Genomic DNA, 25,595 nt, shown 5'->3' with positions numbered 1-25,595 from the left:
GCCTCCATTCTAAAACTGACTCATCATAAAAAATGGTCATTTTCTTGCAAAGAGAAAGGATTATCTAGTTCGCTGACAATCCTTTGACAACATACAATTCAAGCAGTCCCGCAATTGTCTCTTTATCAAGCGGGGGGTGTTGTTTTTCCCAGTCAAAAATGAGCGCGATATAAAGCTTCAGCATCACAAAGGCTGTCAGCTCAGGGTCGCACGGCTTGATTGCGCCGCTTTTGATCCCGTCTTCAATCTTGCTTTTGATATAAGACAGGATGGATCGCTCCATTTTCTGGATCACTTCCTGAACTGCCATTGTACCAATCTCGGCATTCTCTTGGAAAATTTTAATCGTCAGCTGATGTGTTTTCCTGAACTCCAGAATGGCAAACAGCGCTCTGTGCACATTTTCATGGAACGGAAGGCTCGGCTCCATCGCTTCATCCGCTTTTTGCTTCATTTCCTTTAATAAAGTAGTGAAAATCTCGTCAAACAGCTCTTCTTTGTTTTTGAAAAAAGTATAAATGGTTCCCTTCCCCACGTTCGCAAGTTTTGCGACAAGATCCATTGTCGTCGCTTTATACCCGAACTGCGTGAAAGACTTTGTAGCCGCCTCCAAAATGAGCTTTTTTCGATCTATTGACATTGTATTCACCTCGAAACTGACCGTTTGAACATTTTAGTCATTAAGTACATATGCAAATGTATCATAACCTGCTGTTCAATTCAATCATTTTTTACACAATATTGCCATTGCACATCAAAAAAACCTCCGCGATAAAGCGGAGGTTTTAGCTGAATAAATAGGTAAGCGCGTCAGACACGGCAGCTTTTCCTTGATCAATGCAGTCGGGAATGCCGACACCTTCGAAAGAAGCGCCTGTCATATAAACACCCGGATACGCAGATGCAAGTGCTTCACGCAGCTCCTTGATACGCTGCTTATGGCCGACATGGTACTGCGGCATGCTTTCATGCCATCGGGTTACACATGTCATTTCCGGCTCGCCGTTTATGTTCATGACTTTCTTTAAGTCTTCTAACACAATGTTGATAATGTCATTATCTGATAGATCGACAATGGATTCGTCTCCGGCTTTTCCGACATATGCCCGATGCAGCGTTTTGCCTTCCGGCGCTGCGTGCGGCCATTTTTTATTCGTCCACGTACAGGCTGTGATCGCAAAGTCACTGTTTCTTGAAATGACAAAACCCGTGCCCTCATGCTCCATTTGGACGGAGCCTTCAGGGAAACCTAAAGCGACGTTTGCCACGGATGTGGAGTGCATATTTTTCAAATGAGAAATGGCAGGAAGCTCAGAAAGCATTCCCGCAGCCGCTTTATGCGGAGCAGTCACAATTACTGAATCAGCATCAAGTGTGACGCCGTTATCCAGTTCGAGCGAATAGCAAGAGCCGCTATGGCTAAGTTTGGTCACTTTTGTGCCTTTATACACCTTCGTCAGCTTTAACTGCTTTTCGATCTCTTCTACAAGGGTCTGCAAACCGGTTGACAGAGTTTGGAACTGCCCTTGTTTTTTTGCCGTCAGCTGCTGGCCTGAGCCTTGAGGCCTTGTTTTTTTCATGCCGAGAATCAGGCTTCTATGCTTTTGTTCCGTCTGATAAAATTGCGGAAATGTCGACATCAGGCTGAGCTTGTCAATGTCGCCTGCGTAGATCCCTGATAGTAGCGGCTCGATTAAGTTCTCGACCACTTCATCTCCGACACGTCTGCGGAAGAATTCTCCCAATGACTGATCATCCTTTGTTTTGCTTGCAGGCAGGATGAAATCCATAGCAGCTCTCGCCTTCCCGGACAAGGAAAACAGACCCGTAGAAACAAACGGCGCAATTTTTGTCGGTATCCCCATTACAGCGCCCTTCGGCATTGGATGCAGGGTGCGGTTTACAAGCACATAGGATTGCCCGGTCGCATTGTTGACAAGCAAATGCTCAAGACCTAAGTCTTTAACAAGCTGCGGGGCGCTTTTCTTTCGTTCCAGAAATGAGTCTGGCCCTCTTTCGATGATATAGCCGTCTTTCTTGACAGTCTGGATTTTCCCGCCGACTCTCGGACTTGCCTCAACAAGTGTCAGCTCAAGCGGCAGATTCTTTTCTTTGATTTCTTTTTCCATATAGAAGGCGGCGGCTAAACCGGTAATGCCGCCGCCGATGATGACTACATGTTTTTTGCCGTCACTCATGTTCATCGCCTTCTTTAACGTCCTAATTTTTTTAATACGACTGTTGCCAAAGCATCAATAAATTCAGGCTTGGCATTTGGCATTTCCGGCCGGTAATAGCTTGCGCCGATATCGTCAGTAACCACTTTGCATTCATAATCATTATCATAAAGCACTTCTAAGTGATCCGCGACAAACCCAACAGGAACATATACAAATGCTTGATAGCCTTTTTGTTCGAATAAATCACGTGTTAAATCCTGAACATCGGGTCCGAGCCAAGGATCAGGCGTGTTCCCTTCACTTTGCCAGCCGACAGCATATTCGGAAACGCCTGCGCCTTCAGCAATTAATTTCGCCGATTCATGAAGCTGGTCCGGGTACGGGTCTCCAAATTCTTTGATTTTTTCCGGCAGGCTGTGTGCGGATACGATGAGCATTGCGTTTTCTCTTTCATCCTCAGGCATTGACGCATATGTTTCCTTCACTCGGTCAACCCAATATGTCACGAACTTCGGTTCATCGTACCAGCTTTCAACTGACGTAATCGTTAAGCCGCCGAGTTTTTCAGCCTCTTCTTTGGCGCGTTTGTTGTAGGACTGAACGCTGAACGTGGAGAAATGCGGCGCCAGCACGATGCTGACTGCTTCTGTAATGCCATCCTTATGCATCTCTGCTACGGCGTCTTCAATAAACGGCTCGATATGCTTCAGTCCGATATACGCTTTAAACGTAATCTCATCCTGAATTTCATTCAAGTGCTGTTCCAGATTATGCGCCTGCTGTTCTGTGATTTGGGCAAGCGGTGAAATGCCGCCAATCGCTTCGTATCTGTCTTTCAAATCTTGAAGCATTTCAGGTTCAGGCTTTCTGCCTCTTCTGATATGTGTATAATAACGTTCAATATCTTCTTCCTTATAAGGCGTGCCGTACGCCATCACGAGAAGCCCCATTTTCTTTCTACTCACTGTTTACACCCTCTTTAATGATCTGATACAAACATTTTGACAGGATATCATTAAGATACCAAAAGATATGCTTAGGAATATTGACCCATTTTTTTGTTTTGTGAATATTCATGGACAAATGCTGTCAGTTTTTTCAAAACCTCGGGACTGACATCAGGAAATACCCCATGGCCAAGATTGAAAATGAAGCCGTCTGACTCCATACCCTGATCAAGTATTTCCTTCGTTTTCTGCTCAATGACTTCCCATGGCGCAAGCAAAATGGACGGGTCCAGGTTGCCCTGCACTGTTTTAGTAATTCCTTTTGATCTGGCTTCATCAATGCCGAGTCTCCAGTCAAGCCCGACAACATCGAGAGGAAGGTCATGCCAATCACCTGCAAGATGGCTTGCGCCAACGCCAAACATGATCAGCGGCACATTCTCCTTTGCGAGCTCTGAAAAGATCCGGTTCATCACGGGTTTGATGTATGTTCTGTAATCTGCCTGATTCAATGCGCCGACCCACGAATCAAAGATTTGAATCGCTTTTGCGCCTGCCTCAATCTGCGCTTTCACGTACACGATGATCATGTCGGCAAGCTTGGACATCAGCAGATTCCATGCATCTGGCATGCTGTACATGAAGGCTTTTGTTTTATTGTAGTTTTTCGACGGGCCGCCTTCGATCATATAGCTTGCAAGCGTAAAAGGCGCACCTGAGAAACCGATGAGCGGGACGTTCAGCTGCTCATTGACAAGCAGTTTAATCGTCTCAAGCACGTACGGCACGTCCTGTTCCGGATCAATCTGGCCGAGTTTTTCAATGTCCGCCAGAGACCGGATTGGCTGATCAATCACAGGACCGATCCCGTTTTTGATTTCAACATCCACACCGATTGACGGCAGCGGCGTCATGATATCTTTATAAAGGATTGCAGCATCGACTCCGTATTGCTCAACCGGCAGTCTTGTGACATACGCACAAAGTTCGGGCTGATGTGTGATCTCAAACAATCCGTACTTTTCCTTCAGCTTGCGGTATTCCGGCTGTGAGCGCCCTGCTTGCCTCATATACCACACAGGCGTGTGATCCGCTTTTTCTCCCCGCGCAGCTTTTAAAAACGTCTCGTTAAACGTTTCTCGTTTACTCATCTGATTTCCACCTTTCATACGGCAACCATACGTTCGTATTTCTTGACTTATTACACTATACCTTGTTTTAGGCAAATGGTATAGAAATGTAGCTCAAAGTTCAAAAAATCGCCGAATTCCATTAAGAGGAAAACAATTTTGGCTGAACGTAATCGGTTCCTTCCCCTTCTCTTTTTGTCTGTGTATTATAAGGCACAATTTTATAAGACGCGCCCGAAAATAAGTTGGCATAAGGAATTTCATAGCTTCCCTTCCCTTCAACCGAATCAAGAAGCGTCTCCTCGCCGTCCTTGTTTACATAAATTCTGTATACGGCCCGATCATCCTCTTGAGCGTCCCACTTTAATTCAATAGTAAAGAGCCCCGCTGCTTTAAATGTGTAATCGGCTGTGAGTGTTTTGACCGGCTTCAGCTCAATCGGGCTTTCCAGTTCTTTAACGTTTTTAGGCTTTGTGAACACATGACCGGTTTCTCCTGCCTGTGTCAAAATATCCTTAAACAGCCGCGTCGGGTATGAGCTCCCGGCTTTCAAATAATGGTTTTGATCCGTTTTGTCATAGCCCATCCAGACTGCCCCGGTTATTTTCGGCGTATAGCCTGCAAACCAGGCGTCCTTTGTCGCGCCGGAGACGCCTGTATAAGATGTTGAACCTGTTTTTCCCGCCAGGTCGCCGTGATAGGTGCCGGACGTGGCCGTTCCCTTTTTGACTACCTGCTGCAGCATTCTCGTCATATTCCAAGACGTCTGCTTGCTGAATACCCGCTTTCCTTCTTCTTTATGATCGGCTATTGTTTCTCCGTCTTCATCTATTATGCTCGAGATAAAGAAGGGTTCAGTATACGTTCCATTCGCGGCAAATGTATGAAACGCGCCGGCAAGCTGGAGCGGTGAAACGCCTTTTTCCAAGCCGCCTAGAGCAAGAGCAAGGCCTTCATCAGGGATATCAATGCCGTTTGCTTTCAAATAAGATTTCCCTGTTTCGACGCCGATCTCATTCAGCGTCCAGACAGCCGGCGCGTTTTTGCTGTACGTAATGGCGTCAGACATAGTGACTTCGCCCTCATACCGGCTGTCGTAGTTTTTCGGCGTATAATCTCCGTAGGACTGCAACTCATCCTTCAATAGAGAATATGGCTTAAATTTCTTTTCCTGCATCGCCGGTCCGTATACAGCAAGCGGCTTAAATGTGGAACCCGGCTGGCGGACAGCTGTGACACGGTTATATCCTTTGGATGTGTAATCCCTTCCGCCGATGGCCGCTTCTACACCGCCTGTCTTGTTATTAATAAAGACCGCGCTTCCCTCGGCATTCTGATCTGTTCCGGGATAATAGCTTCCCTCTTTCATCACCTGGTAAGCCGTCTTCTGCAGCTTCGAATCGAGCGGCACCTTGATCGTGTATCCGCCTTGAAGAAGCTGCTCTCCGGAAATGGAATACTTGTCTTCCGCCTCTTTGATCACAAGGTCAATGTAGCTGTCAAACCAAGGTGTTTCCGACTGTTTCTTCACATGCAGTCCAAGCGTCCGGCCCTGTGCGGTGACAGCCTCTTTCGCACTGATATAGCCTTGGTCATTCATCATACCTAGAATTGTATCACGCCGCTCCTTATTTTTATCAGGGTGCAAAATTGGAGAGTACGTAGAAGGCGCCTTCGGAATAGCGGCCAAAACAGCGCCTTCAGATACAGTCAAATCTTTTACTTCTTTATTAAAATAATAGTGGGACGCCGCTTGTATGCCGTAAACCCCGTGTCCGAAGTAAAGCTGGTTTAAATACATTTCAAGCAGCTTGTCCTTGCTGTAATCCCGTTCAAGATTAATCGCAATGATCACTTCTTTTGTTTTTCTTAGAAATGTTTTGTCATGTGTCAGAAAAATATTTTTGGCAAGCTGCTGGGTGATCGTGCTTCCGCCTTCCACCTTTCCGCCTGCTAATATATCGCGGTACACTGCCCTTCCGACGGATTTTGCATCAATGCCGTGATGCTCATAGAACCTTTTATCCTCAACAGCGATAAACGCTTCTCTGACCTGCTTTGGAATCTCATTGATCGAGACCGGTTCGCGATTTTCTGTATACAGGCTTGCAACCTCATCTCCGTTTTGATCAACAATTTTTGAAGAAGCATGAAGTATCAGCTTTTTTTCATCTATGACATAATGGCCGAGAAAAATAATTGAAATATATCCTATTAAAGCGAGAAAAGCAGTTAACACTAAAATAATGATAGGTATAAAAAGTTTCTTTTTCTTTATCTTAAACATGAACTCACCTCGCCTTTCTAAAGGTAGTATGGGAAAAATTGTTTGGAATTATGTTCGAAGCACTCGCCAATAGAAACTTATACCATTGTTTTGATATACTAGCAAGCAGGAGGTGGCTGATATGAAGGTTTATATTACATATGGGACAGCCGATTTTTTAAAAACGATCGTACAGAAGCATCCCTCAGAAAATATTCTTTTGATGCAGGGGCAGGAAAACGCCATTTTGATTCATGAAACAAACGGAGATACCGTTTTCCAGGCACCACACGCTTATGAAGTCATTGACCAAGTCGGAGAGATCAAACATCCCGGTTTTGCAGTATTGAACAATATTGCCGTCACTCAGGAAGGGCGTCCGCTGTTTGAAAACAGATTTAAAAACAGAGCGGGAAAAGTCGAAAACGAGCCTGGCTTTGAAGCAATTCGAGTGCTCCGTCCGATCGACAGTGACACCTATGTCATTCTGACCTTGTGGGAAACGGAAAGCGCCTTTCAAGACTGGCAGCAGTCCGGTTCTTACAAAGAAGCCCACAAAAAACGCGATACATCTGCCGGAATTGACACAACGTCGATCTTCTCCCGGCCTTCCTATGTCACCACATATTTCGCTGTCGAATAGCTGCCGGCATGTCCGGCAGCTTATTTTATTGGGAGGAAAGCAAAATGAAGCATACTTGCCCAGTCTGCGGGTTTAAGGGATTGGCTGAACCGCCATATGATCATGAAGGCAATCATTCTCATGAAATCTGCCCGTGCTGCGGTTTTCAGTTCGGATTTGATGATTACGAGATGCAGTACGAGGATGATTCATATTTAGAGCCATCGGAAAGCATCATCGCCTATAGAAAAAACTGGCTTGCTGAAGGGTGCGTCATTTTTTCTCCTGAATGCTTCCCAAAACATCTGCAAAAAGCGAATAGAGTATTAAGGCATCATCTGATTGAGCAGCTGAAACAGATCAATGTTCATCTTCCATCATAACCCTCCCCTCTGTCCCGGCACCTTCCGCCCGCCTATGAATAATCTGTAAGCGGAAGGAGTGATCGATGATGGAAGTCGGGATTTTGTCTGTCCATGTTCTGTATGTGTTTTTTATTGGTGCAATTATCCTATTTATGCTGCTGAGAAAAGACACGACATTTATTTCTCTATTCGGCATTTTTATCATATCGCTATGGGCCAGCCATTCACTTTCAGCTTCTGTCAGCAGTTTATTCCACAGCTTTATCTATGCGGCCGGCGAACTGCTGCCCACGATTTTCATCATTTGCTTTATCGTTTCAATGAGTGATTTGTTAACAAAAACAGGGATAAATGAAGCGATGATTTCTCCCTTTGCAAGCCTTGTGAGAGGGCCTGTGACTGCCTATTGGCTGATTGGAGGCCTGATGTTCGCCATTTCTCTCTTCTTCTGGCCTTCTCCAGGTGTCGCTTTGATCGGCGCCGTCCTGCTCCCCGCAGCCGCACGTGCCGGTTTGACGCCTCTTGCCGCGGCCATGGCCATGAACTTATTCGGACACGGTTTTGCCCTGTCAGGAGACTTTGTCATTCAGGCGGCGCCAAAGCTGACTGCGGATGCAGCAGGCATTCCAGTCGGTGATGTCGTCTCGGCCAGCATTCCGCTTGTGCTGATTATGGGTGTGACAACAACAACCGCTGCCTTTATCATGATTCAGCGCGAACGCAAAAAACAGGAGCATCCCGCTTCTTTTTCCCCCGTTCTTTCCGGCGAACAAGACAACTCGCTGTACTTACCAAAACGCCTGCGGTCCATACTGGCTTTTTTGATTCCGCTTGCCTTTCTTGCAGATATCGCCTGTATGCTCTTGTTTAACCTACAAGGAAATGATGCCACCGCGTTAATTGGCGGGTCTGCAATCTGTATCCTCCTTACCGTTCATTTTTTCGTGTATAAGCATAAAGGGCTTGAAAAAATCACCGGCTATTTTATTGACGGATTTAAGTTCGGTTTTAAGGTTTTCGGCCCCGTCATCCCGATTGCCGCTTTCTTTTATCTTGGCGACTCAGGCTATGAGAGCATACTGGGCACTTCACTCCCTAAAGGTTCCCACGGCATTGTCAACGATCTTGGCATTGCTTTATCCCATATGATGCCTATGTCAAAGGAGCTTGCCGCCGCTGCAATAACTGCCGCTGGAGCCATAACAGGCCTTGACGGCTCAGGATTTTCTGGCATTTCTCTCGCCGGCTCCATCGCAAAGCTCTTTTCGTCCGCTCTCCATGCCGATCCCGCCGTTCTGACCGCGCTCGGACAAATCTCTGCCATCTGGGTGGGCGGAGGAACACTGGTCCCATGGGCGTTGATTCCCGCCGCGGCCATTTGCAAAGTTGATCCTTTTGAGCTTGCCAGAAAAAACTTCATTCCCGTCGCGATTGGCCTTTTGGTGACAACCCTCGCAGCTGTGATGATGCTTTAAAACAGCATGAGTTGAAATATTCAGACTTTTTCTATACAATCATGGAAAACATAGAAAAGGGGGAAGCGGCTTTGTCCATATCCACACTGCAGAAAGAGATAAACAAACAGCTCGACGGCTGTTTTGAAGAAATGGTTGAGATCAGGCGCCATTTTCATATGTATCCTGAGCTTTCATTTCAAGAAGAAAAAACCGCCGCATTTATTGCTTCCTATTATGAATCGTTAGGAGTCCCAATCCGCACAAACGTTGGCGGCAGAGGGGTTTTAGCATATATAGAAGGAAGCGAACCCGGCCCTACAGTCGCTTTGAGGGCCGACTTTGACGCTCTCCCCATTCAAGATGAAAAAGATGTCCCTTACGCCTCCAAAGTGCCTGGTGTCATGCATGCATGCGGCCACGACGGCCACACCGCAGCTCTTCTCGCAGTGGCCAAGGTCCTTCACCAAAACAGACATGAACTGAAGGGAACATTTGTGATGATCCACCAGCATGCAGAAGAATATTATCCGGGAGGCGCAAAGCCAATGATTGATGACGGCTGTCTCGAAAACGCGGATGTGATATTCGGCACTCATCTTTGGGCAACTGAGCCGCTCGGAACTATTCTCTGCCGCCCCGGCGCCGTAATGGCGGCGGCGGACCGATTTACGATTAAAGTTTTCGGAAAGGGCGGCCACGGCGCTCATCCGCATGATACAAAAGACGCCGTCCTGATCGGTTCGCAAATCGTTTCCTCTTTGCAGCACATTGTCAGCCGCAAAGTCAATCCGATTCAATCCGCCGTCATTTCGACAGGCTCCTTCATCGCCGACAATCCGTTTAATGTCATCGCAGACCAAGCAGTACTCATCGGCACAGCGCGTTCTTTTGATGAAAATGTCCGGGACATTCTGGAGAAAGAAATTGAAGCGGTTGTAAAAGGAATATGCAGCATGCACGGCGCGTCCTATGAGTACACCTATGAACAGGGTTATCCGGCGGTTGTGAACCATCCTGCAGAAACGAGCCACTTGGTGAGCACCGCAAAGAATACCGAGGGCGTTCAGCAGGTCATTGACGGTGAACCGCAAATGGGCGGCGAGGATTTTGCTTATTACCTACAAAACGTGAAAGGCACTTTTTTCTTTACAGGTGCCGCTCCCGAACAGCCAGACCGAGTTTATTCCCACCACCATCCGAAATTTGATATCAACGAAAAAGCCATGCTGACAGCGGCCAAGGTCCTTGCCGGCGCTGCGATCACCTATCATCAGCTATAAAAAAACAGCCGGAGTGTTTATTCTCCGGCTGTTTCCTTTAATATCCTCAGATGAAAAACATGTCTTGCCGTTTCTCCAAGCTGAGCAAGCAGCTTATAATTGGCAATTCCGCCGACTGCCGCTCCTACGCCCGGCAAAAGCTGAAAAAGCTTCACGACGTCGATATAATCTCGATATTCCTGCTGGAACACTCTCCAGTCGATGCTCTTTTTCTCCGTCTCCCAATTTTCGATGACAGAAAAAAGCGATTTACGGCCATCATCACTCGAAAACGCAAGCTGAAACACGAGGAGCAAAAACATCCTTTCTTGTGCATCCTTGACATCAAAGCCGTAAATGGAAGACAAGGTAAATAAACACTTCATCTTAATTGAAAGCAGCAGCGGAAAATCAGCAATGCCTAAAAAAATGCCGCCCGCTCCGGTGCCGACTCCCTCAGCAGCTGCCACTTTCTGATAAGAAACAATCGTTTTTTTCGCCAATTCGTTTTTTTCACTGAGCGACAGTGCACTTGTATCCTTTTTATAAGTAATGATATTGGAGCCGGCCATTGTCGCTTCTACCATTTTTTTCACACTCTCGGTGACGACCGTATGGATTTTCTCAGGAATCCGTTCATTCACCTTCGTCTGGACACGCTTCGAAAAGCGTTCAAACATGGAATCCTTTCGCAAAAAATGCATTTTCCAGTCCAAAGCTTCCTGCATCAGCAGCTGATTATCTGTCATTTGATTACCTCTTTTCAGTTCACAGCTTTCCGTGCTTTTTCAGCCTGGTTGTCATATAAGCAGGCAAAACAACAAAAATCAGAACGGCAGAACCGATCAGCGCGTACAGAAAACCGGTCAAGCCGGCTGCATAGGCAGATGCAACAGACATCAGCAGCGCTTGAATACTAAGTGCAGTTTTTAATAGAGAGAAATAGCTTTTCAGCTTTGTTTCTTTTTTCACAGGGTACAGCTCTTGAAGCGCCAGATGGTCAAAGTGGCCGAAGAGCGGCAGAAGCTGAATGCCCGTAATGAAAATGGCAAACACAGTCAAAACCGCTGCAATCAGCGGGCTAGCTGAGACATACATAATGATCAGCGCGAAAACGATCGTTAATCTGACAAGAATGCCCAAATAATCGCTCGAACGCAAAAAGGCGCGGGTGAACATATAGGCAAATGTTTTGCGCTGTTCAAACGGCACAAGCCGCAGCAAAAAGTCGAGATAAGCTCTGCGTTTGGCTTGCTTTCGCAAATGCGGCACATCAGTAAACAGGTTGGCAATCCGATAGAAACGCTGCTTTCGTCTCAATTCGGACTCAATATGGCTTTCCCATTTAAATGTTTTCCGTTTTGCTGCGGAAGACATATACAGATAAAGAACAGCCATAATGACATAGACGAGAAGCGCATACATATAAACAGATTGGAAAACAAAATAAAGAACGAGTGTATTCGCCGCAAAGCGAATGATGACGTCCATCCGTTTCATGCTGCGGTCGTTTTGGAAAGTCGTTCGCCATTCCATTACCTGATTCCACGCTTTCAGCAGCAACAGTTGGACAAAGACCGCGGCATACGATACGAGCGAAGCCCCCGGTGTGACTGCGAAATAAAGCGGCATCGCAACGATGCTCAGCGCAATAAGCGGAAACAGCTGAGACACATAGCTGTAGACAAACGCCTGCTTCAAGTAAGGCTCCATTTTTGCTTCAAGAGGCAATAAGAAAACAAGGTCAGCCTCCTTCAAAAGCGTTCGCACATAAGAGCTTGTCAACACGAGCGAAAACAGCACGGCCATCACCCAAAAGGATGGAAAGTGAGCGGGAATGTCCCGTATCCATTTGCTGTACCAGCTTGCAGCGCCCGCTAGAAAAAAAATCAAAACAATGACGAGGTGATCATTGAGCATATATTTCATGTATGTTCTTGTTTCTTTGATATGCTCCTGCAGCCGCGACTGCCAAATATCAAGCATATTATTCATGGCCAGCGTCTTCCTTTGTAAGCTCAAGATACAAATCGTCCAGCGCCGCGTCCTTCATTCCAAACTGCTCTCTGAGCTCTGACAGCGTGCCGCGCGCCCGCACCTCGCCGTTATGTAAAATAATAAACGAATCGCAATAGCGTTCTGCCGTTGCCAAAATGTGTGTTGACATCAGCACGCTCGCCCCGCCTTTTTTCGCTTCATTCATCCGTTCAAGCAGCGCGTTAATGGCAAGCGGATCAAGCCCTAGAAAAGGCTCATCAATAATGTAGAGCGCAGGCTCTGCCAAAAATGCGCACATAATCATAACTTTCTGCTTCATTCCTTTAGAAAAATGGGCCGGGAACCACTTCAGCCTCTTTTCCATTCGGAATTCCTTTAGTAGCGGAGGCAGCCTTTTCTCCATTGTTTCTTTTGACAGTCCATATGCCATGGCTGTTAGTTCAAGATGCTCCATCAGCGTCAATTCTTCGTATAAAACAGGTGTTTCAGGTATATAGGTAAATTGTGAACGGTAGCCTTCCGGATCCTCAGCAAACGTTTTACCGTTTAATTCGATTGAACCTTTATGCGGGTCCATCAGCCCGATGATGTGTCTGATTGTTGTACTTTTACCAGCACCATTCAGCCCGATTAATCCGACAATTTGATTCGGTTCAAGGGTGAATGATACGTTTTTTAAAACCGGATTCCTTGTATATCCGCCGGTCAAGTCTTTTACCGATAGCAGAGACATAGTTTCTCCCCTTATAGTGTTTTTCTTCATAGTACCAAAAACAAGGCCTGATTTGAAACAATTCCCTTTTAACAAATGATGAATTTGCTGTCATAAAGAGACAGGGTTCTGGACATCATAATAGTTGTAGAGGAAAAGCATATCAACTGAAAAATGAGGTGTTTGTCAAAGACGTCTTAGAAACAGTTGGATAGAAAATAAACATGTCCAATGCTCAAACCATTTCTCTTCACTGAATTGATGAATTCTTCATGTATGAAGCAAATTGTCAAATGAGGTGTTTATCGCAGGAATCGTTAGGCATTAAACAAGTCTTCATTTTATTGACAAATGAGGTGCTTACCAAAGGCATAACACATTTTCTTCATATAAGCTCTTCCTCTGCATTCAGGGTGAACGCTCGCCGTTCATCCTGTTTTCTATTTTCTGCATTTCTGTGGTACGATGAGTGTATACATACTAAACAATTTCATAAGGAGGAACCCTCATGCATTGTGCAGAAAATTGTATCTTTTGTAAAATTATCGCCGGCGACATTCCATCCGCGAAGGTGTATGAAGATGAACATGTACTTGCCTTTCTTGATATCAGCCAAGTGACAAAAGGCCATACGCTTGTCATTCCGAAAACACATATTGAGAATGTATATGAATTTACAGATGAATTAGCAAAACAATATTTCCATGCTGTTCCAAAAATCGCCCGCGCTATCCGGGATGAATTTGAACCGATCGGCTTAAATACGCTGAACAATAACGGCGAAAAAGCTGGACAATCTGTGTTCCACTACCATATGCATATTATCCCTCGCTACGGAAAAGGAGATGGATTCGGAGCGGTTTGGAAAACGCATGCTGATGATTATAAACCGGAGGATCTGCAGAACATCTCTTCCTCTATCGCAAAACGCCTGGCCTCATCATAAGATGAGGTTATTTTATTTTGTGAACATTTCGCAAACATCCGTCAATTTCTTTTGATAATTCTAATTTTTTATCAAAAAACTGAATTTTTGTGATAGGATAATTGTATTATTTTATACATTAACGTGGAAAACAGGGAGAGATCATAATGGAACGTACAACGAATTTTAACGCAGGTCCTGCAGCGCTGCCACTGGAAGTTCTGCAAAAAGCACAGAAAGAATTTATTGATTTTAACGAATCCGGCATGTCTGTTATGGAGCTTTCCCACCGCAGCAAAGAGTATGAAGCGGTGCACCAAAAAGCGAAAAGCCTCTTAATCGAACTGATGGGCATTCCGGAAGATTACGATATCTTGTTTCTTCAAGGCGGGGCAAGCCTTCAATTCTCAATGCTTCCGATGAACTTTTTAACACCTGAAAAAACCGCACATTTTGTGATGACAGGCGCTTGGTCTGAAAAAGCACTGGCAGAAACGAAACTGTTCGGGAACACGTCTATCACCGCTACTAGTGAAACAGACAATTACAGCTATATTCCAGAGGTTGACCTTACGGATGTAAAAGACGGCGCATATTTACATATCACATCCAACAATACAATTTTCGGCACTCAGTGGCAGGAGTTTCCGAATTCTCCTATTCCGCTCGTAGCCGACATGTCCAGCGATATTTTAAGCAGAAAAATCGATGTGTCCAAATTTGATGTGATCTACGGAGGCGCCCAAAAGAACCTCGGCCCTTCCGGCGTGACTGTAGTCATTATGAAAAAAAGCTGGCTGAAAAATGAAAATGCGAACGTCCCAAAAATCCTGAAATATTCCACACATGTCAAAGCGGATTCACTCTACAACACTCCGCCGACATTTGCGATTTATATGCTGAGCCTCGTTCTGGAATGGCTCAAGGAAAACGGCGGTGTGGAAGCTGTTGAACAGCGCAATGAACAAAAAGCGCAGGTTCTCTACAGCTGTATTGATGAAAGCAACGGCTTCTATAAAGGTCATGCCAGAAAGGACAGCCGCTCACGCATGAATGTCACCTTCACGCTTCGGGATGACGAATTAACGAAAACATTCGTCCAGAAAGCAAAAGATGCGAAGATGATCGGCCTTGGCGGACACCGTTCGGTGGGAGGCTGCCGCGCTTCTATTTATAACGCGGTCTCTCTCGAAGACTGTGAAAAATTAGCTGCGTTCATGAAGAAATTCCAGCAGGAAAATGAGTAAAAAGTCTGGCTATGCAAACCGTCCGTTTGGTATACTGTTTGCATAACACATTCTGTAAAGCCTTCGCAATAAATGATGAGCATATTATTGGAGGGCAAAAAGCTTAGCAGAGGAGAGCATAGTTATGAAAACAAAAGAGTTAGTCATTATGGCTCTGTTTGCCGCAATCGGCGCAGCGCTTCATTCCATTATTCCGCCCTTTTTAGGCGGCATGAAACCAGATATGATGCTGATCATGATGTTCATGGGCATTCTGCTGTTCCCGCGGGTGCAAAATGTACTCGTCATCGGGATCGTGACCGGAATCATTTCCGCGCTTACAACCGCGTTTCCAGCCGGACAGATCCCCAACATCATTGATAAACCCGTATCAGCGTTTCTGTTCTTCTCCCTGTTTCTCTTGTTCAGAAAGAGCCGAAAAACAGGTGCAGCCGCTGTGCTGACAGTGATCGGGACCATCTTATCAGGAATTGTGTTTCTATCGTCAGCTTTATTGATCGTCGGTTTACCGGGCGGTTTCGCCGCATTGTTCGCTGCTGTTGTTCTGCCGGCCGCTGTGCTGAATACAATCTCAATGATCATTATTTATCCGATTGTGCAAACCATTTTAAGGCGTTCAAGCTTTATGGAAGCTGCTAAATAATTGTCACACAAAACCTCTTCCGCTTCCGGGAGAGGTTTTTTTGAACAGAGCGCCCGCAGCATGTCAGCATGTTTTAAGCGAGGAGTTTTGTGAAAAAGATAAGACATAGTGTAAAGGCGGTTCCGGTTGAACAAACAAGCGCTTTCTGCCGGATAACCCTCTTGGGCGGATAAGAAGCAGCCTGGCTGAGAAGTTTGATATAGTAAACAGCGCCTGAAGCGAAGGCAAGTGTGATGCAGGATAATACAATCAAAAAGACAGACAACCTTCTCCCTCCTTTTCACTTAAAAAATATGCTAAAATAAAGCAAGCTATGTATAGAAGTTCAGGCTTTCAACAAAAATGAAAAATGCTGAATGAATCCTATTTTGAAGAAAAAGACGGGGTGATTGTAATGGCGAGCGGACGTTCTCTATTAACAGGACTATTCGTAGGCGGCATCATCGGAGGAGCAGCGGTTCTTCTTACTGCACCTTCCTCAGGAAAGCAGCTGCGTGAAAAAATGAAAACCAATTATGATTCTTTTGAAGAAACAATCAAACGCTTAAAGTCAGACGGGCTTGCATTAAAAGACCAGCTGATCAAAGCGGCAAAAGAAAGCACGGATGTTATTAAAGACGTGGGCGGCGAGCTCCAAACGTCAATTAAAAAATGGCAGGAAGAGATCAAGCCTCACCAGCAGGATCTGCAAAAAGAAATTGCCGATATCGAAGAGAAAATCAGACAGCTGGAGAAAACCTTACAAAACTAATATCCTATTCAAAAGAAAAAAATGCGGGCCAAAATTGGACCCGTATTTTTTTTGGCCGAAAAACCCTTCCGCCGCAATGGTTTGTGAATTTATTAAAAAATTCTTACATTTTCATCTTTATTAATCTTTATTTTATTGGCATAATAGAGAAAAAGAAAAAGAGAAGCAGGTGACGTAATGAATCGAGTGGAACCGCCCTATGATGTGAAAGAAGCTCTGGTCTTCACCCAGAAAATGGCTCAGCTTAGCAAGGCGCTTTGGAAATCAATCGAGAAGGATTGGCAGCAATGGCTCAAACCGTATGACCTGAATATTAATGAGCATCATATTTTATGGATTGCGTATCAATTGAATGGAGCTTCCATTTCTGAAATCGCGAAGTTCGGGGTCATGCACGTATCAACCGCATTCAACTTTTCAAAAAAGCTGGAAGAACGGGGATATTTAAGGTTCTCCAAACGGCTGAATGATAAACGGAACACATATGTCCAATTGACTGAGGAAGGTACCGAGGTATTCTGGAGCTTGCTTGAGGAATTTGATCCGACACGCAACGCTGTTTTTAAAGGGTCACAGCCTTTGTATCATTTATTCGGAAAATTTCCTGAAGTGGCAGAAATGATGTGTATGATACGCCATATCTACGGCGATGATTTTATGGAAATTTTCGAAACGTCACTCACCAATATTGACAATGACTTTGAAAGCGTAAACGGAAAACTGAAGAAAAAAGCAAAGGACAGTGCGGCGGATGAACCGGCTGAAGAGCTCGAACCTGTAAACAGTTAATCAAAATGCTTCATGATGTCGATAAAGACTTCCATCAGCTCTTGATAAAGCCCCTGCTCATACAGGGCAAAAATTGTTTCATGAACATCTAATTTTTCATTCAGCTGTCCGGCAAAAAGCGCAAGGAGCTTATCAAAGGTTACAAATCCTTGCGCTTTTTGTGTTGCCAGCTCTTCCGACAATTCGTCGCATATCCTCATAACCGCTTCCCCTTCTTCCTTGCTCAGCCCTTTATCAATGAGAAGCGCATAGAAGGGGTACCTGTCCATATCTACTGTTTTCACTAATAATTGTATGTAATATTCTAATCGCTCAATGCGATGATCCATCGAATCCATCCACACCACTTCTTTCTATCTTTAATCTTATTTTAGCTGATAATTCACTGAGAAGAAAGTTCTAACCCCATATTTCGCAGTTTGTTTGCTTGTTTCAAAAAAATACCTGCAGGATGATATTTTTTCTTAAAAAAGCATTGATTTTTTCTCTTGGGAGGAGTAAATTATTTTGAGATTCTATTCAAGATGTATGGAAGGATGACTTTGATGAATTGCTGGAAGACCATAAATCTCATGAAGGATTATGGCGCCGTTCGCATAATATTAACTGCTGTATGTTTTATGATTTTGGTTTTTATATCTACCTTTTTAGCTTTTGAGCTGCTGCGGCCTGGCACAAGCTTAAGCGATGAATATGTATCTTTATTCGGCGGTTTGCTCGTCGTTATTTTATTTGTACATAAAGTCATCCATGTCCTGCCAATCATCTGCAAAAAAAGAAAAATAGAAAAAAAGTTTTACATATTGCGCATGCGCACATGGAAACGTATACCAAAAACAACAATGCTGATTTCACTCGTCAGCCCGTTCTTGCTGATTACACCGGTATTGTTTTACGCAGCACTGGCATTTCCGAATCACGCTCATTATTTTTGCATGATCTCGGGCATTCACGCCGGCTACTGTCTGCCTGATTTCCTGCTGGCTCTCAAGCTGATAAAAGCACCGAAAACCGCTTTTATTGATCAGGAAGCTGACGGCTTGGATATTCTTGTTGAAAAGTAGTCAAACCCTGGTGCTGGTGGCGATTTTTCAATTTGCATTCTATCTTTTTTAATAAATATTTGGTAATGTAATATGGGACAGTTCAGAGAGAGGGGGAATCTCCCATCATTTTATTCTATTTTATCGTGGCTGCCGTGTTTATTTTATATTTCATAAACAGGCTCACCAATACATTATGCCTTGTCAGAGAGATTCCTGAAGAGCGGCAAGATAAGGTATTCCGATTTATTAATGTATCTATATTAATTTTACTGATCTCTTCGTTTGTGGAGATCTCCTTTACAGTGTAAATACGAAAGAAAGCATAGCTGCTGATTAAGCAGCTATGCTTTTTTATGTTGATTAGTACAGCCAAGAAGCGCCGATGATAATCAATAAAATAAATAACACAACCAATAAAGCGAATCCGCCTGCAAATACTTCACCCATCTTAAATAGCACCTCCTGTAATAAGCTTTATTTACCAATTACATGTTATGCAATTCATGTTTGAAACGATTAGGCGCTAGTGAAAATAAAGGATCGCTTATGTTGCAAGCGATCCTCGGGCTGCTTAGTAGATGTAAGCTGCACCTACGATGATAAGCAAAATGAACAGTACTACGAGCAACGCGAATCCGTTAGAGTATCCTCCGCTCATGTTACATACCTCCTTTTCTTGATCAATATATAAGTATGTCATCAGCAAAAGTTTGACTAGACGAATGCCCTTTATTTAAAATCTTTTTACAGAAAGCCACAATATGTTATGATACGCATAGGTAATTTAATTTGGAATGATTAGGAGTGTTTGAAAACAATGAAGAAAATCGCAATAGCAGCTATCACTGCTACAAGCATCCTCGCTCTCAGTGCTTGCAGCAGCGGCGACAAAGAAGTCATCGCAAAAACAGACGCAGGCGATGTAACAAAAGGCGAGCTTTACACAAACATGAAGAAAACAGCTGGCGCAAGCGTACTGACACAGCTAGTGCAAGAAAAAGTATTGGACAAGAAGTATAAAGTTTCGGATAAAGAAATTGACAACAAGCTGAAAGAATATAAAACGCAGCTTGGCGATCAATATACTGCCCTCGAAAAGCAATATGGCAAAGATTACCTGAAAGAACAAGTAAAATATGAATTGCTGACACAAAAAGCGGCTAAAGATAACATCAAAGTAACAGACGCCGATATCAAAGAGTACTGGGAAGGCTTAAAAGGCAAAATCCGTGCAAGCCACATCCTTGTTGCTGATAAAAAGACAGCTGAAGAAGTAGAGAAAAAGCTGAAAAAAGGCGAGAAGTTTGAAGACCTTGCGAAAGAATACTCAACAGACAGCTCTGCTTCAAAAGGCGGGGATCTTGGCTGGTTCGCAAAAGAAGGCCAAATGGACGAAACATTCAGCAAAGCTGCATTCAAATTAAAAACAGGTGAAGTCAGTGATCCTGTCAAAACGCAATACGGCTACCATATCATTAAAAAGACAGAAGAACGCGGCAAATATGATGATATGAAAAAAGAACTGAAATCTGAAGTGCTTGAACAAAAATTAAATGACAACGCAGCTGTTCAGGAAGCTGTTCAAAAAGTCATGAAGAAGGCTGACATCGAAGTAAAAGATAAAGATCTGAAAGACACATTTAATACATCTTCAACAAGCAACAGCACTTCTTCATCTTCAAGCAATTCTAAATAATAAAAAAAGCTGTGCGGCTCATTGAGCCGCACAGCTTTTTTTATGCGATGGAATGGTTTTGATTTTCTTCTTCATGCTGCTGAGAACTGCGGCGTTCTCGCTCCTTTTCCATCCTCTCCATATAAATCTGCCCTTCTTTTTCAATAAAAGCCTGGTCTACTTTTTCTTCCTCTTTGGCTGCCGCCACAAGTTTATATGCGCTGAAAATAATGCCTACAATACAAAGATACACCCACCACGGAAAAAATAACACGGGCTCCTCCCCCTTTGCATAGATTCTTTATTCTTAACCATATGCGGGAATGAGACGAGTTATGTGCGGGAAAGACGCATCAAAAAGGACTGAGCTGAATATGTCAGCATCAGTCCTTTTTAAGTTATTTATGAAATGTCGGTTTATAAAAGGAACGGTTTTCCAGTGCAAATACACGTTCAGTATACTCGCCAGGCTTCACGCGCTCAAGCGCTCTGTCCATCATATTCATTTTTGCATCCAGATTGTCTATATAGTGAAGAATTTCCGCTTCTTTCACCATCGGCGGTTTCGGGCTGCCCCATTCTGCTTTGCCATGGTGACTCAAAATCAAATGCTGAAGAATTAACACCTCTTCAGAATCGATTTGAAGCTCCTCAGCCGCTTTTGAAAGCTCTGTCACCATGATTGAAATATGACCGAGCAAATTACCTTCAACCGTGTACGAAGTGGAAACAGGGCCGGACAGCTCCTTCACTTTTCCAAGATCATGCAGGATGACACCGGCATAAAGCAGATCACGATCAAGAGACGGATATAAATCTGCTATTGCTTTCGCCAGGTTCAGCATAGAGACAACATGATACGCCAAACCTGAGACAAACTCATGGTGGTTTTTCGTAGCCGCCGGATAATCCATAAACTCAGCTTCGTGTTTTTTAACCAAAAACCTTGTGATTCGCTGGATATTCGGATTTTTCATTTCAAATATATATTGAGTGATTGTGTCCATCATTTCATTTTTCGGAATCGGCGCGGTTTCTAAAAAATCATCAATATTGACGTTTTCTTGCTCGCTTACCGGTCTGATATTTCTCAGCTTCAGCTGGGTGCGTCCGCGATAATGGTGAACATCGCCGACGACCTTGACAATCGTCTGCGGCGCATAGGTCACTTCATCACTTTGCTTGGCATCCCACAGCTTCGCTTCAATATCGCCTGACTGGTCTTGCAGCATCAGCGTCAAAAACGGTTTTCCATTGCTTGCAATCCCTTTCGTCGAGGATTTAATCAATAGATACTGGTCCACCTGTTCGCCAACCTCATGTAGCATAATCCCTTTAGCCATTCTATTAAAGCTCCCTCCGTATCTTACATAATACCAGTATATCACATACCGATTTTCAGCTATAGAACCTCTTTTATGACACCAAATGGATGATTTGGCTGCTATGAAATGCATCTTTTACGTGCTCATGGCATGTAAAATACAAAATCTGCCTACCGCCTTCAGATAAATCATACAGAACATGTAATACACGTTTCAGCCTTTCCTGATCAAAATGAACAAAACTGTCGTCAAGCTGGAACGGAAGCTTTGACCCATCCTGGCGCGTAACGGCCAAAGCAAAGCGGATCGCTGTATACAGCTGTTCACACGTCCCTTGTGACAGCTCTTCCGCATGATAGACAGTGCCATCGCGATGCATAACCATGATCGAATCATCCGTTTCGGAAAAATAAATGGTTTGGTAGTTTCCGTCAGTCAGAGGACGGAAAAATTCTCCTGCCGTCTCCAGAAGGCGCGGAAGCTCGATTTTTTTATGCCGCTCCAATTTGTTTCTGATCACCTGTTTGACCATTTGTATGGAGGCCCATTTTTTAGCCGTTTCTTTCACACGTTCTTTTTGCATTTCGGTTTGAAGCTTGAGGTCTGAGACCATTCCCGAAGCCTCTAATTGTTCCTGTTTGACTGAGAGCAGTGCGATTTGGCTGCGGAGCTGCTCGATCTCCTCAGTCAGCCGCTCTTTTCTTTCATTCTCAACAAATTGCTTATCTTTCAATTCAGAAAGCGTATTGGAATCCGCCAGTTCAAGTTCCTCCGGGTACCCGCCTTGAAGCTGTGCGTTTACGTGATGAAGCTTGTTCTCCGTATCCTTCAATTGCCTGCTGATGGCGGCTATGGCAAAAAACGCATCTCTGTCTTTTGCAGCAGCCGCGGCAAATAACTGTTCAATCTGTGCGTGGAAATACTGTATTTCTTGCTCAAGTTCAAGCATCTGTTCCTTTGTATAATGAATATCTGTTTCAATTTCCTTTTTTTGCTTCTCAATTTCTTTTTCACGTTCAATGTTTTTCCGCAATGTGTGAAGGGCGTCCGAAATGGAGATATCCTGACTCTGATTCACGGGAAGAAGCATACTGACGCGTTCTTCGAATGTTCTCCGGTGCTTTTTCAGCCTGCCTGCTTCTATGGTCAGCTCATGCTTTTTCTTCACTTCTTTTTTAACATCCTTCATTAAGCTGTATGCATCAAGCAAAAATGATGGATCTTCCTTAAATCCGAGCTCATTCATAAAACGCTCAACCTGTGTAAAGGACGGCGCCATTTCGGCTTCCCACTGTTCAAACTGCTGGATGACCCTTTCATACGCCGCCTCTTTTTGCTGGAGCGCTGCACGCTGTGTGAGAAGGTGCTGCTTATTGCGGTCATCCTCCCATAACGCTTCTCTAAGCATTTCAGCTTCTGCTGGTGAAATATCCGTCATGGGCTGTCTTGTCTCTCGGCTGTTTCGAGAAGACGACTTTCCTGAAACAAGCCAATACACAATAAGTGCAGCGCCGAAACTTATGGCGGGAATCCATTGCTGCAGCAGAGAAAAGAGAACGATGAACAACATACCAGCTGCAATGACAGTCTTTTTCTGTTTAGCCTGCTGTCTTTCAAAAAACGTTAGCTGTTCTCTGAGCTTCGCTTGCTCTTGGTGCTGCCCCTGTGTTTCATCATATGCTCTAAGAGCTGCTTCTTTATCTTTTCTTTGGCTGTTTTCAAGAATCGCGGACGAAGCGGCACGAACGGCCTTTTCCGCGTCTTCCAGCTCTTGCCGGGCAAGTTCAAACGTCTCGTCAAGCTGCCGTTTTCTGTCTCTTGCCTGTACATATTGCTGCACCGCTTGCTGAAGCTGCCATTCATAATCATATGAGGTGTTCATATTCAGGAGCTCATTTTCATCCGTTTTATTGAGCTGTTCCAGCCCTGCCGCTGTCTGCGCAGACGTCTGGCGCAGCTGTGCCTGAATGGCTGCCAGCTGTTCTCCCCAGGATTGGTACATATGAAACGCTGCCGAAAGCTCTTGTATCAGCGTTTCTTTCGCCAATAGTTCTTTATCGGGGATAAGCTTTTGCCTCTGTTTGTCCAACTCCGCCATCTTCACCCGAAGCGCCTCAAGCTGTGCTGATTTCGGGTGAAGATGGGATTCATATTTTTCCAGCTGATGCAGTCCGTCAGCAGGAAATTGTCCTGCGTGTTCCGGAAATTCTGCAATCACCTGTTCGAGTGTCGCTTTTTCATTTAGCAGCGGCTTTCGCTCAATCGCTCCCTCAATCATTCGGATATGTCCCGCCGTCTCTTTCAATTCGGTTTCCGCGGCTGCAAGGCGGGCTTCAAGCGTTCGTTTTTCCTCGAGAAGCTGATGATAGCCCGCTTCCTCTGCTTCAGCCTGTTTTAGCTTAACTGCCAGCTGCTTAAGCGTTTCCAGCTCCTGATTCAATTGAGGGTTTCGCCCATTTGGTTTATAGAGCCTTTCGCTTTCCTTCGTCAGCCTTGAATCAAGCTTTGATACGGCTTCAGCACCAAACAAGCTGGAAAAGAGCAAAAATTCCCCTATCTTGTCCCGATTAAAGGCGTGAATTTCCTGCAGCCCGAATACGTCGAACGAATATATGGCTTTGTACAACGACCTGTCTGTGCCCTGGAACAGCTGCTTTAAAACATCTCCCTGCTTTACTTCGCCCTTTTCTGTGTACACGCTTAGTTTTTCGGCAGTCCCTTTCGTCCGTTCGATCTTCAGCACCCCATACTCAGGATGTTCAGCTTCAAGAACACCGCCGTAGACACCGCCTGTTTTCGGTTCATACTTTTTCGTTTTCGGAAAACCGAACAGCATGCTTTCAATGAATGACATCATCGTCGTTTTTCCTGCCTCATTTAATCCGTAGATGACTTGGACAGGAGAGGCGGAAAAGTCAAAGGTCCGATTGGAAAATTTTCCGTATTGGTAGATATGTAAAGATATAATTCGCAAAGCTGTCACCGCCTCATGTATCAAGCACCTTAAGCTGTCTTTTCAATATTATCTGTGCCTGCTCTTTTATTTCCTTTACCTCCTCTTGGCTAAACCGGTCCGCGTGCCTTCTATACACTGGATGCCGCTCAAGCCCTTCCAGCACGTCTGACAGATCGCTGCGATCAATGTCTTCAAATAAACCGCCAAAAAAAGGATCAAGGTTTGTTAGGTTTGCTTCGTTTTCTGTCTCATCGTCCAATCTAAGAGGCCAAACGAAATGTTCCTCTTCCGCTTCTTGTTCCTGAAGAGCTTCAAGAAACTCATCCAAGGTGCCTTTTGGCGCCTCCAGCAGCCATTCCGGCGCCGTCCCTTGTAAAACAAGCCTTACACAAACAGGGCTCCCCTTTTTCCGCAGCTTCGAAAACGTGTCCTCCACCATTTGGAAGAGGGCTGTCATATTCTTTGCCTCCGTCACATCAACCGCCGCTTTTTCCCACAGGACATCATGCGCTCTCTGAAATTCATAAGATATATCTCCGTTTGTCACATGAACGAGATAATAGCCTTTATCTCCCGTCTCCTTTATATGGCGTGCTTGCGTGTTTCCCGGGTAAATGACTGCCGGATGCTCGGCAGATAGAACCTGGCGTTTATGTATATGGCCAAGCGCCCAATAATCCATCCCGCTTTTCACGAGGTCGTCATGTGTAAACGGGCAATACGGATCGTGTCCTTCAGATCCTGACAGCGTGCCATGGAGCATGCCGATATGAAACGGTGCGTCAGTTGATCTCCGATAGCGGGCGGCTTGGTTTTCCGTCACTGCTCTGGCTTGATAGCTGAAGCCGTAAATGCTTGCTATGCGCCTGCCTTCTTTAAAAAACGATTTTTCTTCTGGAACAGCGGACGAAAAAATATGGACATTCTCAGGCCATTCAATCGGCGTCCACTCCCCGCCAAGATGATCGTGATTCCCAAAGATGACGTATACCGAAATCCCGCACTCTCTGAGTCTTTCAAACTGTTTTTTCAAAAAGAGCTGAGCCTTTAAGCTTCGATTGGCTTCATCAAACAGATCTCCCGCAAGTAAAATGAAATCAACGTGCTCTCTCACTGCGACGTCTATCATATGTCTCACGCTTGCAAACGTGCTTTCTTTAATCCGGGCAAAAATCGGCTCCGGCAGATGCGATATCCCGTAAAACGGGCTGTCAAGATGAAGATCTGCCGCATGAATAAAGGTTAGATCAGTCAACATTCTGCTCCTTTCCAGGATGAAGTACCCTTATTTTAGCACCGAAT

The 25,595-nt window shown here is 44.8% G+C and carries 27 protein-coding genes and 1 pseudogene; 12 read left to right on the top strand and 16 right to left on the bottom strand.

The features are described from left to right. Positions 1-64: 64 nt before the first annotated feature. From MHB62_RS05415 to MHB62_RS05395, 5 genes are all read right to left on the bottom strand, one after another. Positions 65-640 (bottom strand): TetR/AcrR family transcriptional regulator, encoded by a 576-nt coding sequence (locus MHB62_RS05415; RefSeq protein ID WP_003233204.1) that lies wholly within the window; start codon positions 638-640, stop codon positions 65-67. 145 nt (positions 641-785) lie between these two features. After that, positions 786-2,198: a protoporphyrinogen oxidase gene (gene hemY / locus MHB62_RS05410; RefSeq protein WP_032721263.1), complete on the bottom strand. Its 1,413-nt coding sequence runs from the start codon at positions 2,196-2,198 to the stop codon at positions 786-788. Positions 2,199-2,212: 14 nt separating this feature from the next. Beyond that, positions 2,213-3,145, bottom strand: coding sequence for a ferrochelatase (gene hemH, locus MHB62_RS05405; protein ID WP_003244736.1), 933 nt, complete (start codon positions 3,143-3,145; stop codon positions 2,213-2,215). 71 nt (positions 3,146-3,216) lie between these two features. Further along, the gene (hemE, locus tag MHB62_RS05400; RefSeq protein WP_009966929.1) at positions 3,217-4,278 is read right to left on the bottom strand and encodes a uroporphyrinogen decarboxylase; all 1,062 of its coding nucleotides are present in this window, start codon (positions 4,276-4,278) and stop codon (positions 3,217-3,219) included. Positions 4,279-4,399: 121 nt separating this feature from the next. Further along, positions 4,400-6,544 (bottom strand): transglycosylase domain-containing protein, encoded by a 2,145-nt coding sequence (locus tag MHB62_RS05395; RefSeq protein WP_003233213.1) that lies wholly within the window; start codon positions 6,542-6,544, stop codon positions 4,400-4,402. 121 nt (positions 6,545-6,665) lie between these two features. On the opposite strand from MHB62_RS05395, the gene hmoB reads away from it, so the two are divergent. The 4 genes and pseudogenes from hmoB to sndC all read left to right on the top strand — a co-directional run bounded on the left by hmoB (position 6,666) and on the right by sndC (position 10,247). Then, a complete protein-coding gene (hmoB, locus tag MHB62_RS05390; protein ID WP_032721261.1) occupies positions 6,666-7,166 on the top strand; it encodes a heme-degrading oxygenase HmoB in 501 nt (166 codons plus the stop codon). 44 nt (positions 7,167-7,210) lie between these two features. Then, a pseudogene (locus tag MHB62_RS05385) lies at positions 7,211-7,528 on the top strand (hypothetical protein). 65 nt (positions 7,529-7,593) lie between these two features. After that, on the top strand, positions 7,594-8,985 hold the full coding sequence (locus tag MHB62_RS05380; RefSeq protein WP_080287598.1) for a hypothetical protein: 1,392 nt from the start codon (positions 7,594-7,596) through the stop codon (positions 8,983-8,985). A 71-nt stretch (positions 8,986-9,056) separates the two neighbouring features. Continuing rightward, positions 9,057-10,247, top strand: a complete 1,191-nt coding sequence (sndC, locus tag MHB62_RS05375; protein ID WP_029726312.1) for an N-acetyl amino acid acetylase SndC — start codon at positions 9,057-9,059, stop codon at positions 10,245-10,247. Positions 10,248-10,264: 17 nt separating this feature from the next. Here sndC and MHB62_RS05370 read toward each other — a convergent pair whose 3' ends face one another. Genes MHB62_RS05370 through ecsA form a run of 3 tightly spaced genes read right to left on the bottom strand, consistent with a single transcriptional unit; the run spans position 10,265 to position 12,957 of the window. Beyond that, on the bottom strand, positions 10,265-10,975 hold the full coding sequence (locus MHB62_RS05370; protein ID WP_029726313.1) for an EcsC family protein: 711 nt from the start codon (positions 10,973-10,975) through the stop codon (positions 10,265-10,267). A gap of 19 nt (positions 10,976-10,994) precedes the next feature. Beyond that, entirely contained in the window at positions 10,995-12,221 is a 1,227-nt protein-coding gene (ecsB, locus tag MHB62_RS05365) for an ABC transporter permease EcsB (protein WP_017695369.1), read from the bottom strand. Next, positions 12,214-12,957 carry an ABC transporter ATP-binding protein EcsA gene (gene ecsA / locus MHB62_RS05360; RefSeq protein ID WP_003233230.1) on the bottom strand — a complete coding sequence of 248 codons (744 nt, stop codon included), beginning with the start codon at positions 12,955-12,957 and terminating at the stop codon, positions 12,214-12,216. The genes ecsB and ecsA overlap by 8 nt, the downstream gene beginning before the upstream one ends. Positions 12,958-13,444: 487 nt before the next feature. On the opposite strand from ecsA, the gene MHB62_RS05355 reads away from it, so the two are divergent. From MHB62_RS05355 to trpP, 3 genes are all read left to right on the top strand, one after another. Further along, complete coding sequence (locus MHB62_RS05355; protein WP_003233231.1) at positions 13,445-13,882, top strand: HIT family protein; 438 nt, start codon at positions 13,445-13,447, stop codon at positions 13,880-13,882. Between the two features lie 146 nt (positions 13,883-14,028). Further along, complete coding sequence (gene serC, locus MHB62_RS05350) at positions 14,029-15,108, top strand: 3-phosphoserine/phosphohydroxythreonine transaminase (RefSeq protein ID WP_014479338.1); 1,080 nt, start codon at positions 14,029-14,031, stop codon at positions 15,106-15,108. 124 nt (positions 15,109-15,232) lie between these two features. Then, positions 15,233-15,751, top strand: coding sequence for a tryptophan transporter TrpP (gene trpP, locus MHB62_RS05345; protein ID WP_003233236.1), 519 nt, complete (start codon positions 15,233-15,235; stop codon positions 15,749-15,751). A gap of 73 nt (positions 15,752-15,824) precedes the next feature. Here the strand turns inward: trpP and MHB62_RS05340 are convergent, their stop codons facing one another. Continuing rightward, entirely contained in the window at positions 15,825-16,016 is a 192-nt protein-coding gene (locus tag MHB62_RS05340) for a hypothetical protein (protein WP_003233238.1), read from the bottom strand. 129 nt (positions 16,017-16,145) lie between these two features. Between MHB62_RS05340 and MHB62_RS05335 the strand changes: the two genes are divergently transcribed. Both MHB62_RS05335 and MHB62_RS05330 read left to right on the top strand, forming a co-directional pair. After that, complete coding sequence (locus MHB62_RS05335) at positions 16,146-16,502, top strand: YtxH domain-containing protein (RefSeq protein WP_003245875.1); 357 nt, start codon at positions 16,146-16,148, stop codon at positions 16,500-16,502. A 177-nt stretch (positions 16,503-16,679) separates the two neighbouring features. Continuing rightward, a complete protein-coding gene (locus MHB62_RS05330) occupies positions 16,680-17,291 on the top strand; it encodes an HTH-type transcriptional regulator Hpr (RefSeq protein ID WP_003239501.1) in 612 nt (203 codons plus the stop codon). On the opposite strand, the gene MHB62_RS05325 is transcribed toward MHB62_RS05330, so the two are convergent. After that, complete coding sequence (locus MHB62_RS05325) at positions 17,288-17,629, bottom strand: YhaI family protein (RefSeq protein WP_009966921.1); 342 nt, start codon at positions 17,627-17,629, stop codon at positions 17,288-17,290. The genes MHB62_RS05330 and MHB62_RS05325 overlap by 4 nt on opposite strands. Positions 17,630-17,836: 207 nt before the next feature. On the opposite strand from MHB62_RS05325, the gene MHB62_RS05320 reads away from it, so the two are divergent. Together MHB62_RS05320 and MHB62_RS05315 are read left to right on the top strand one after the other, a co-directional pair. Next, a complete protein-coding gene (locus tag MHB62_RS05320) occupies positions 17,837-18,355 on the top strand; it encodes a DUF3267 domain-containing protein (RefSeq protein ID WP_003245590.1) in 519 nt (172 codons plus the stop codon). 107 nt (positions 18,356-18,462) lie between these two features. Beyond that, positions 18,463-18,645, top strand: a complete 183-nt coding sequence (locus MHB62_RS05315; RefSeq protein WP_024571667.1) for a hypothetical protein — start codon at positions 18,463-18,465, stop codon at positions 18,643-18,645. A gap of 52 nt (positions 18,646-18,697) precedes the next feature. Here the strand turns inward: MHB62_RS05315 and yhzE2 are convergent, their stop codons facing one another. Then, the gene (yhzE2, locus tag MHB62_RS05310; protein WP_003155248.1) at positions 18,698-18,784 is read right to left on the bottom strand and encodes a sporulation protein YhzE2; all 87 of its coding nucleotides are present in this window, start codon (positions 18,782-18,784) and stop codon (positions 18,698-18,700) included. 124 nt (positions 18,785-18,908) lie between these two features. Then, positions 18,909-18,995, bottom strand: a complete 87-nt coding sequence (gene yhzE1, locus MHB62_RS05305) for a sporulation protein YhzE1 (RefSeq protein WP_003327753.1) — start codon at positions 18,993-18,995, stop codon at positions 18,909-18,911. 159 nt (positions 18,996-19,154) lie between these two features. On the opposite strand from yhzE1, the gene prsA reads away from it, so the two are divergent. Continuing rightward, on the top strand, positions 19,155-20,033 hold the full coding sequence (prsA, locus tag MHB62_RS05300; protein ID WP_003245079.1) for a peptidylprolyl isomerase PrsA: 879 nt from the start codon (positions 19,155-19,157) through the stop codon (positions 20,031-20,033). A gap of 40 nt (positions 20,034-20,073) precedes the next feature. Here the strand turns inward: prsA and yhaL are convergent, their stop codons facing one another. The 4 genes from yhaL to MHB62_RS05280 form a co-directional block, all read right to left on the bottom strand. Further along, positions 20,074-20,286 (bottom strand): sporulation protein YhaL, encoded by a 213-nt coding sequence (gene yhaL / locus MHB62_RS05295; protein ID WP_003233252.1) that lies wholly within the window; start codon positions 20,284-20,286, stop codon positions 20,074-20,076. Between the two features lie 124 nt (positions 20,287-20,410). Beyond that, complete coding sequence (yhaM, locus tag MHB62_RS05290) at positions 20,411-21,355, bottom strand: 3'-5' exoribonuclease YhaM (RefSeq protein WP_003245698.1); 945 nt, start codon at positions 21,353-21,355, stop codon at positions 20,411-20,413. Between the two features lie 73 nt (positions 21,356-21,428). After that, positions 21,429-24,320: a DNA repair/recombination ATPase SbcE gene (sbcE, locus tag MHB62_RS05285; RefSeq protein WP_080287609.1), complete on the bottom strand. Its 2,892-nt coding sequence runs from the start codon at positions 24,318-24,320 to the stop codon at positions 21,429-21,431. A 4-nt stretch (positions 24,321-24,324) separates the two neighbouring features. Further along, positions 24,325-25,551 (bottom strand): exonuclease SbcCD subunit D, encoded by a 1,227-nt coding sequence (locus tag MHB62_RS05280; RefSeq protein WP_029726318.1) that lies wholly within the window; start codon positions 25,549-25,551, stop codon positions 24,325-24,327. Positions 25,552-25,595 lie beyond the last annotated feature (44 nt).

The organism is Bacillus sp. FSL K6-0255, from assembly GCF_045040725.1.
Taxonomy (GTDB): Bacteria; Bacillota; Bacilli; order Bacillales; family Bacillaceae; genus Bacillus; species Bacillus subtilis.
Note: the sequence above shows the minus strand (reverse complement) of the source record. Positions and strands in the feature narration are given on the sequence as shown.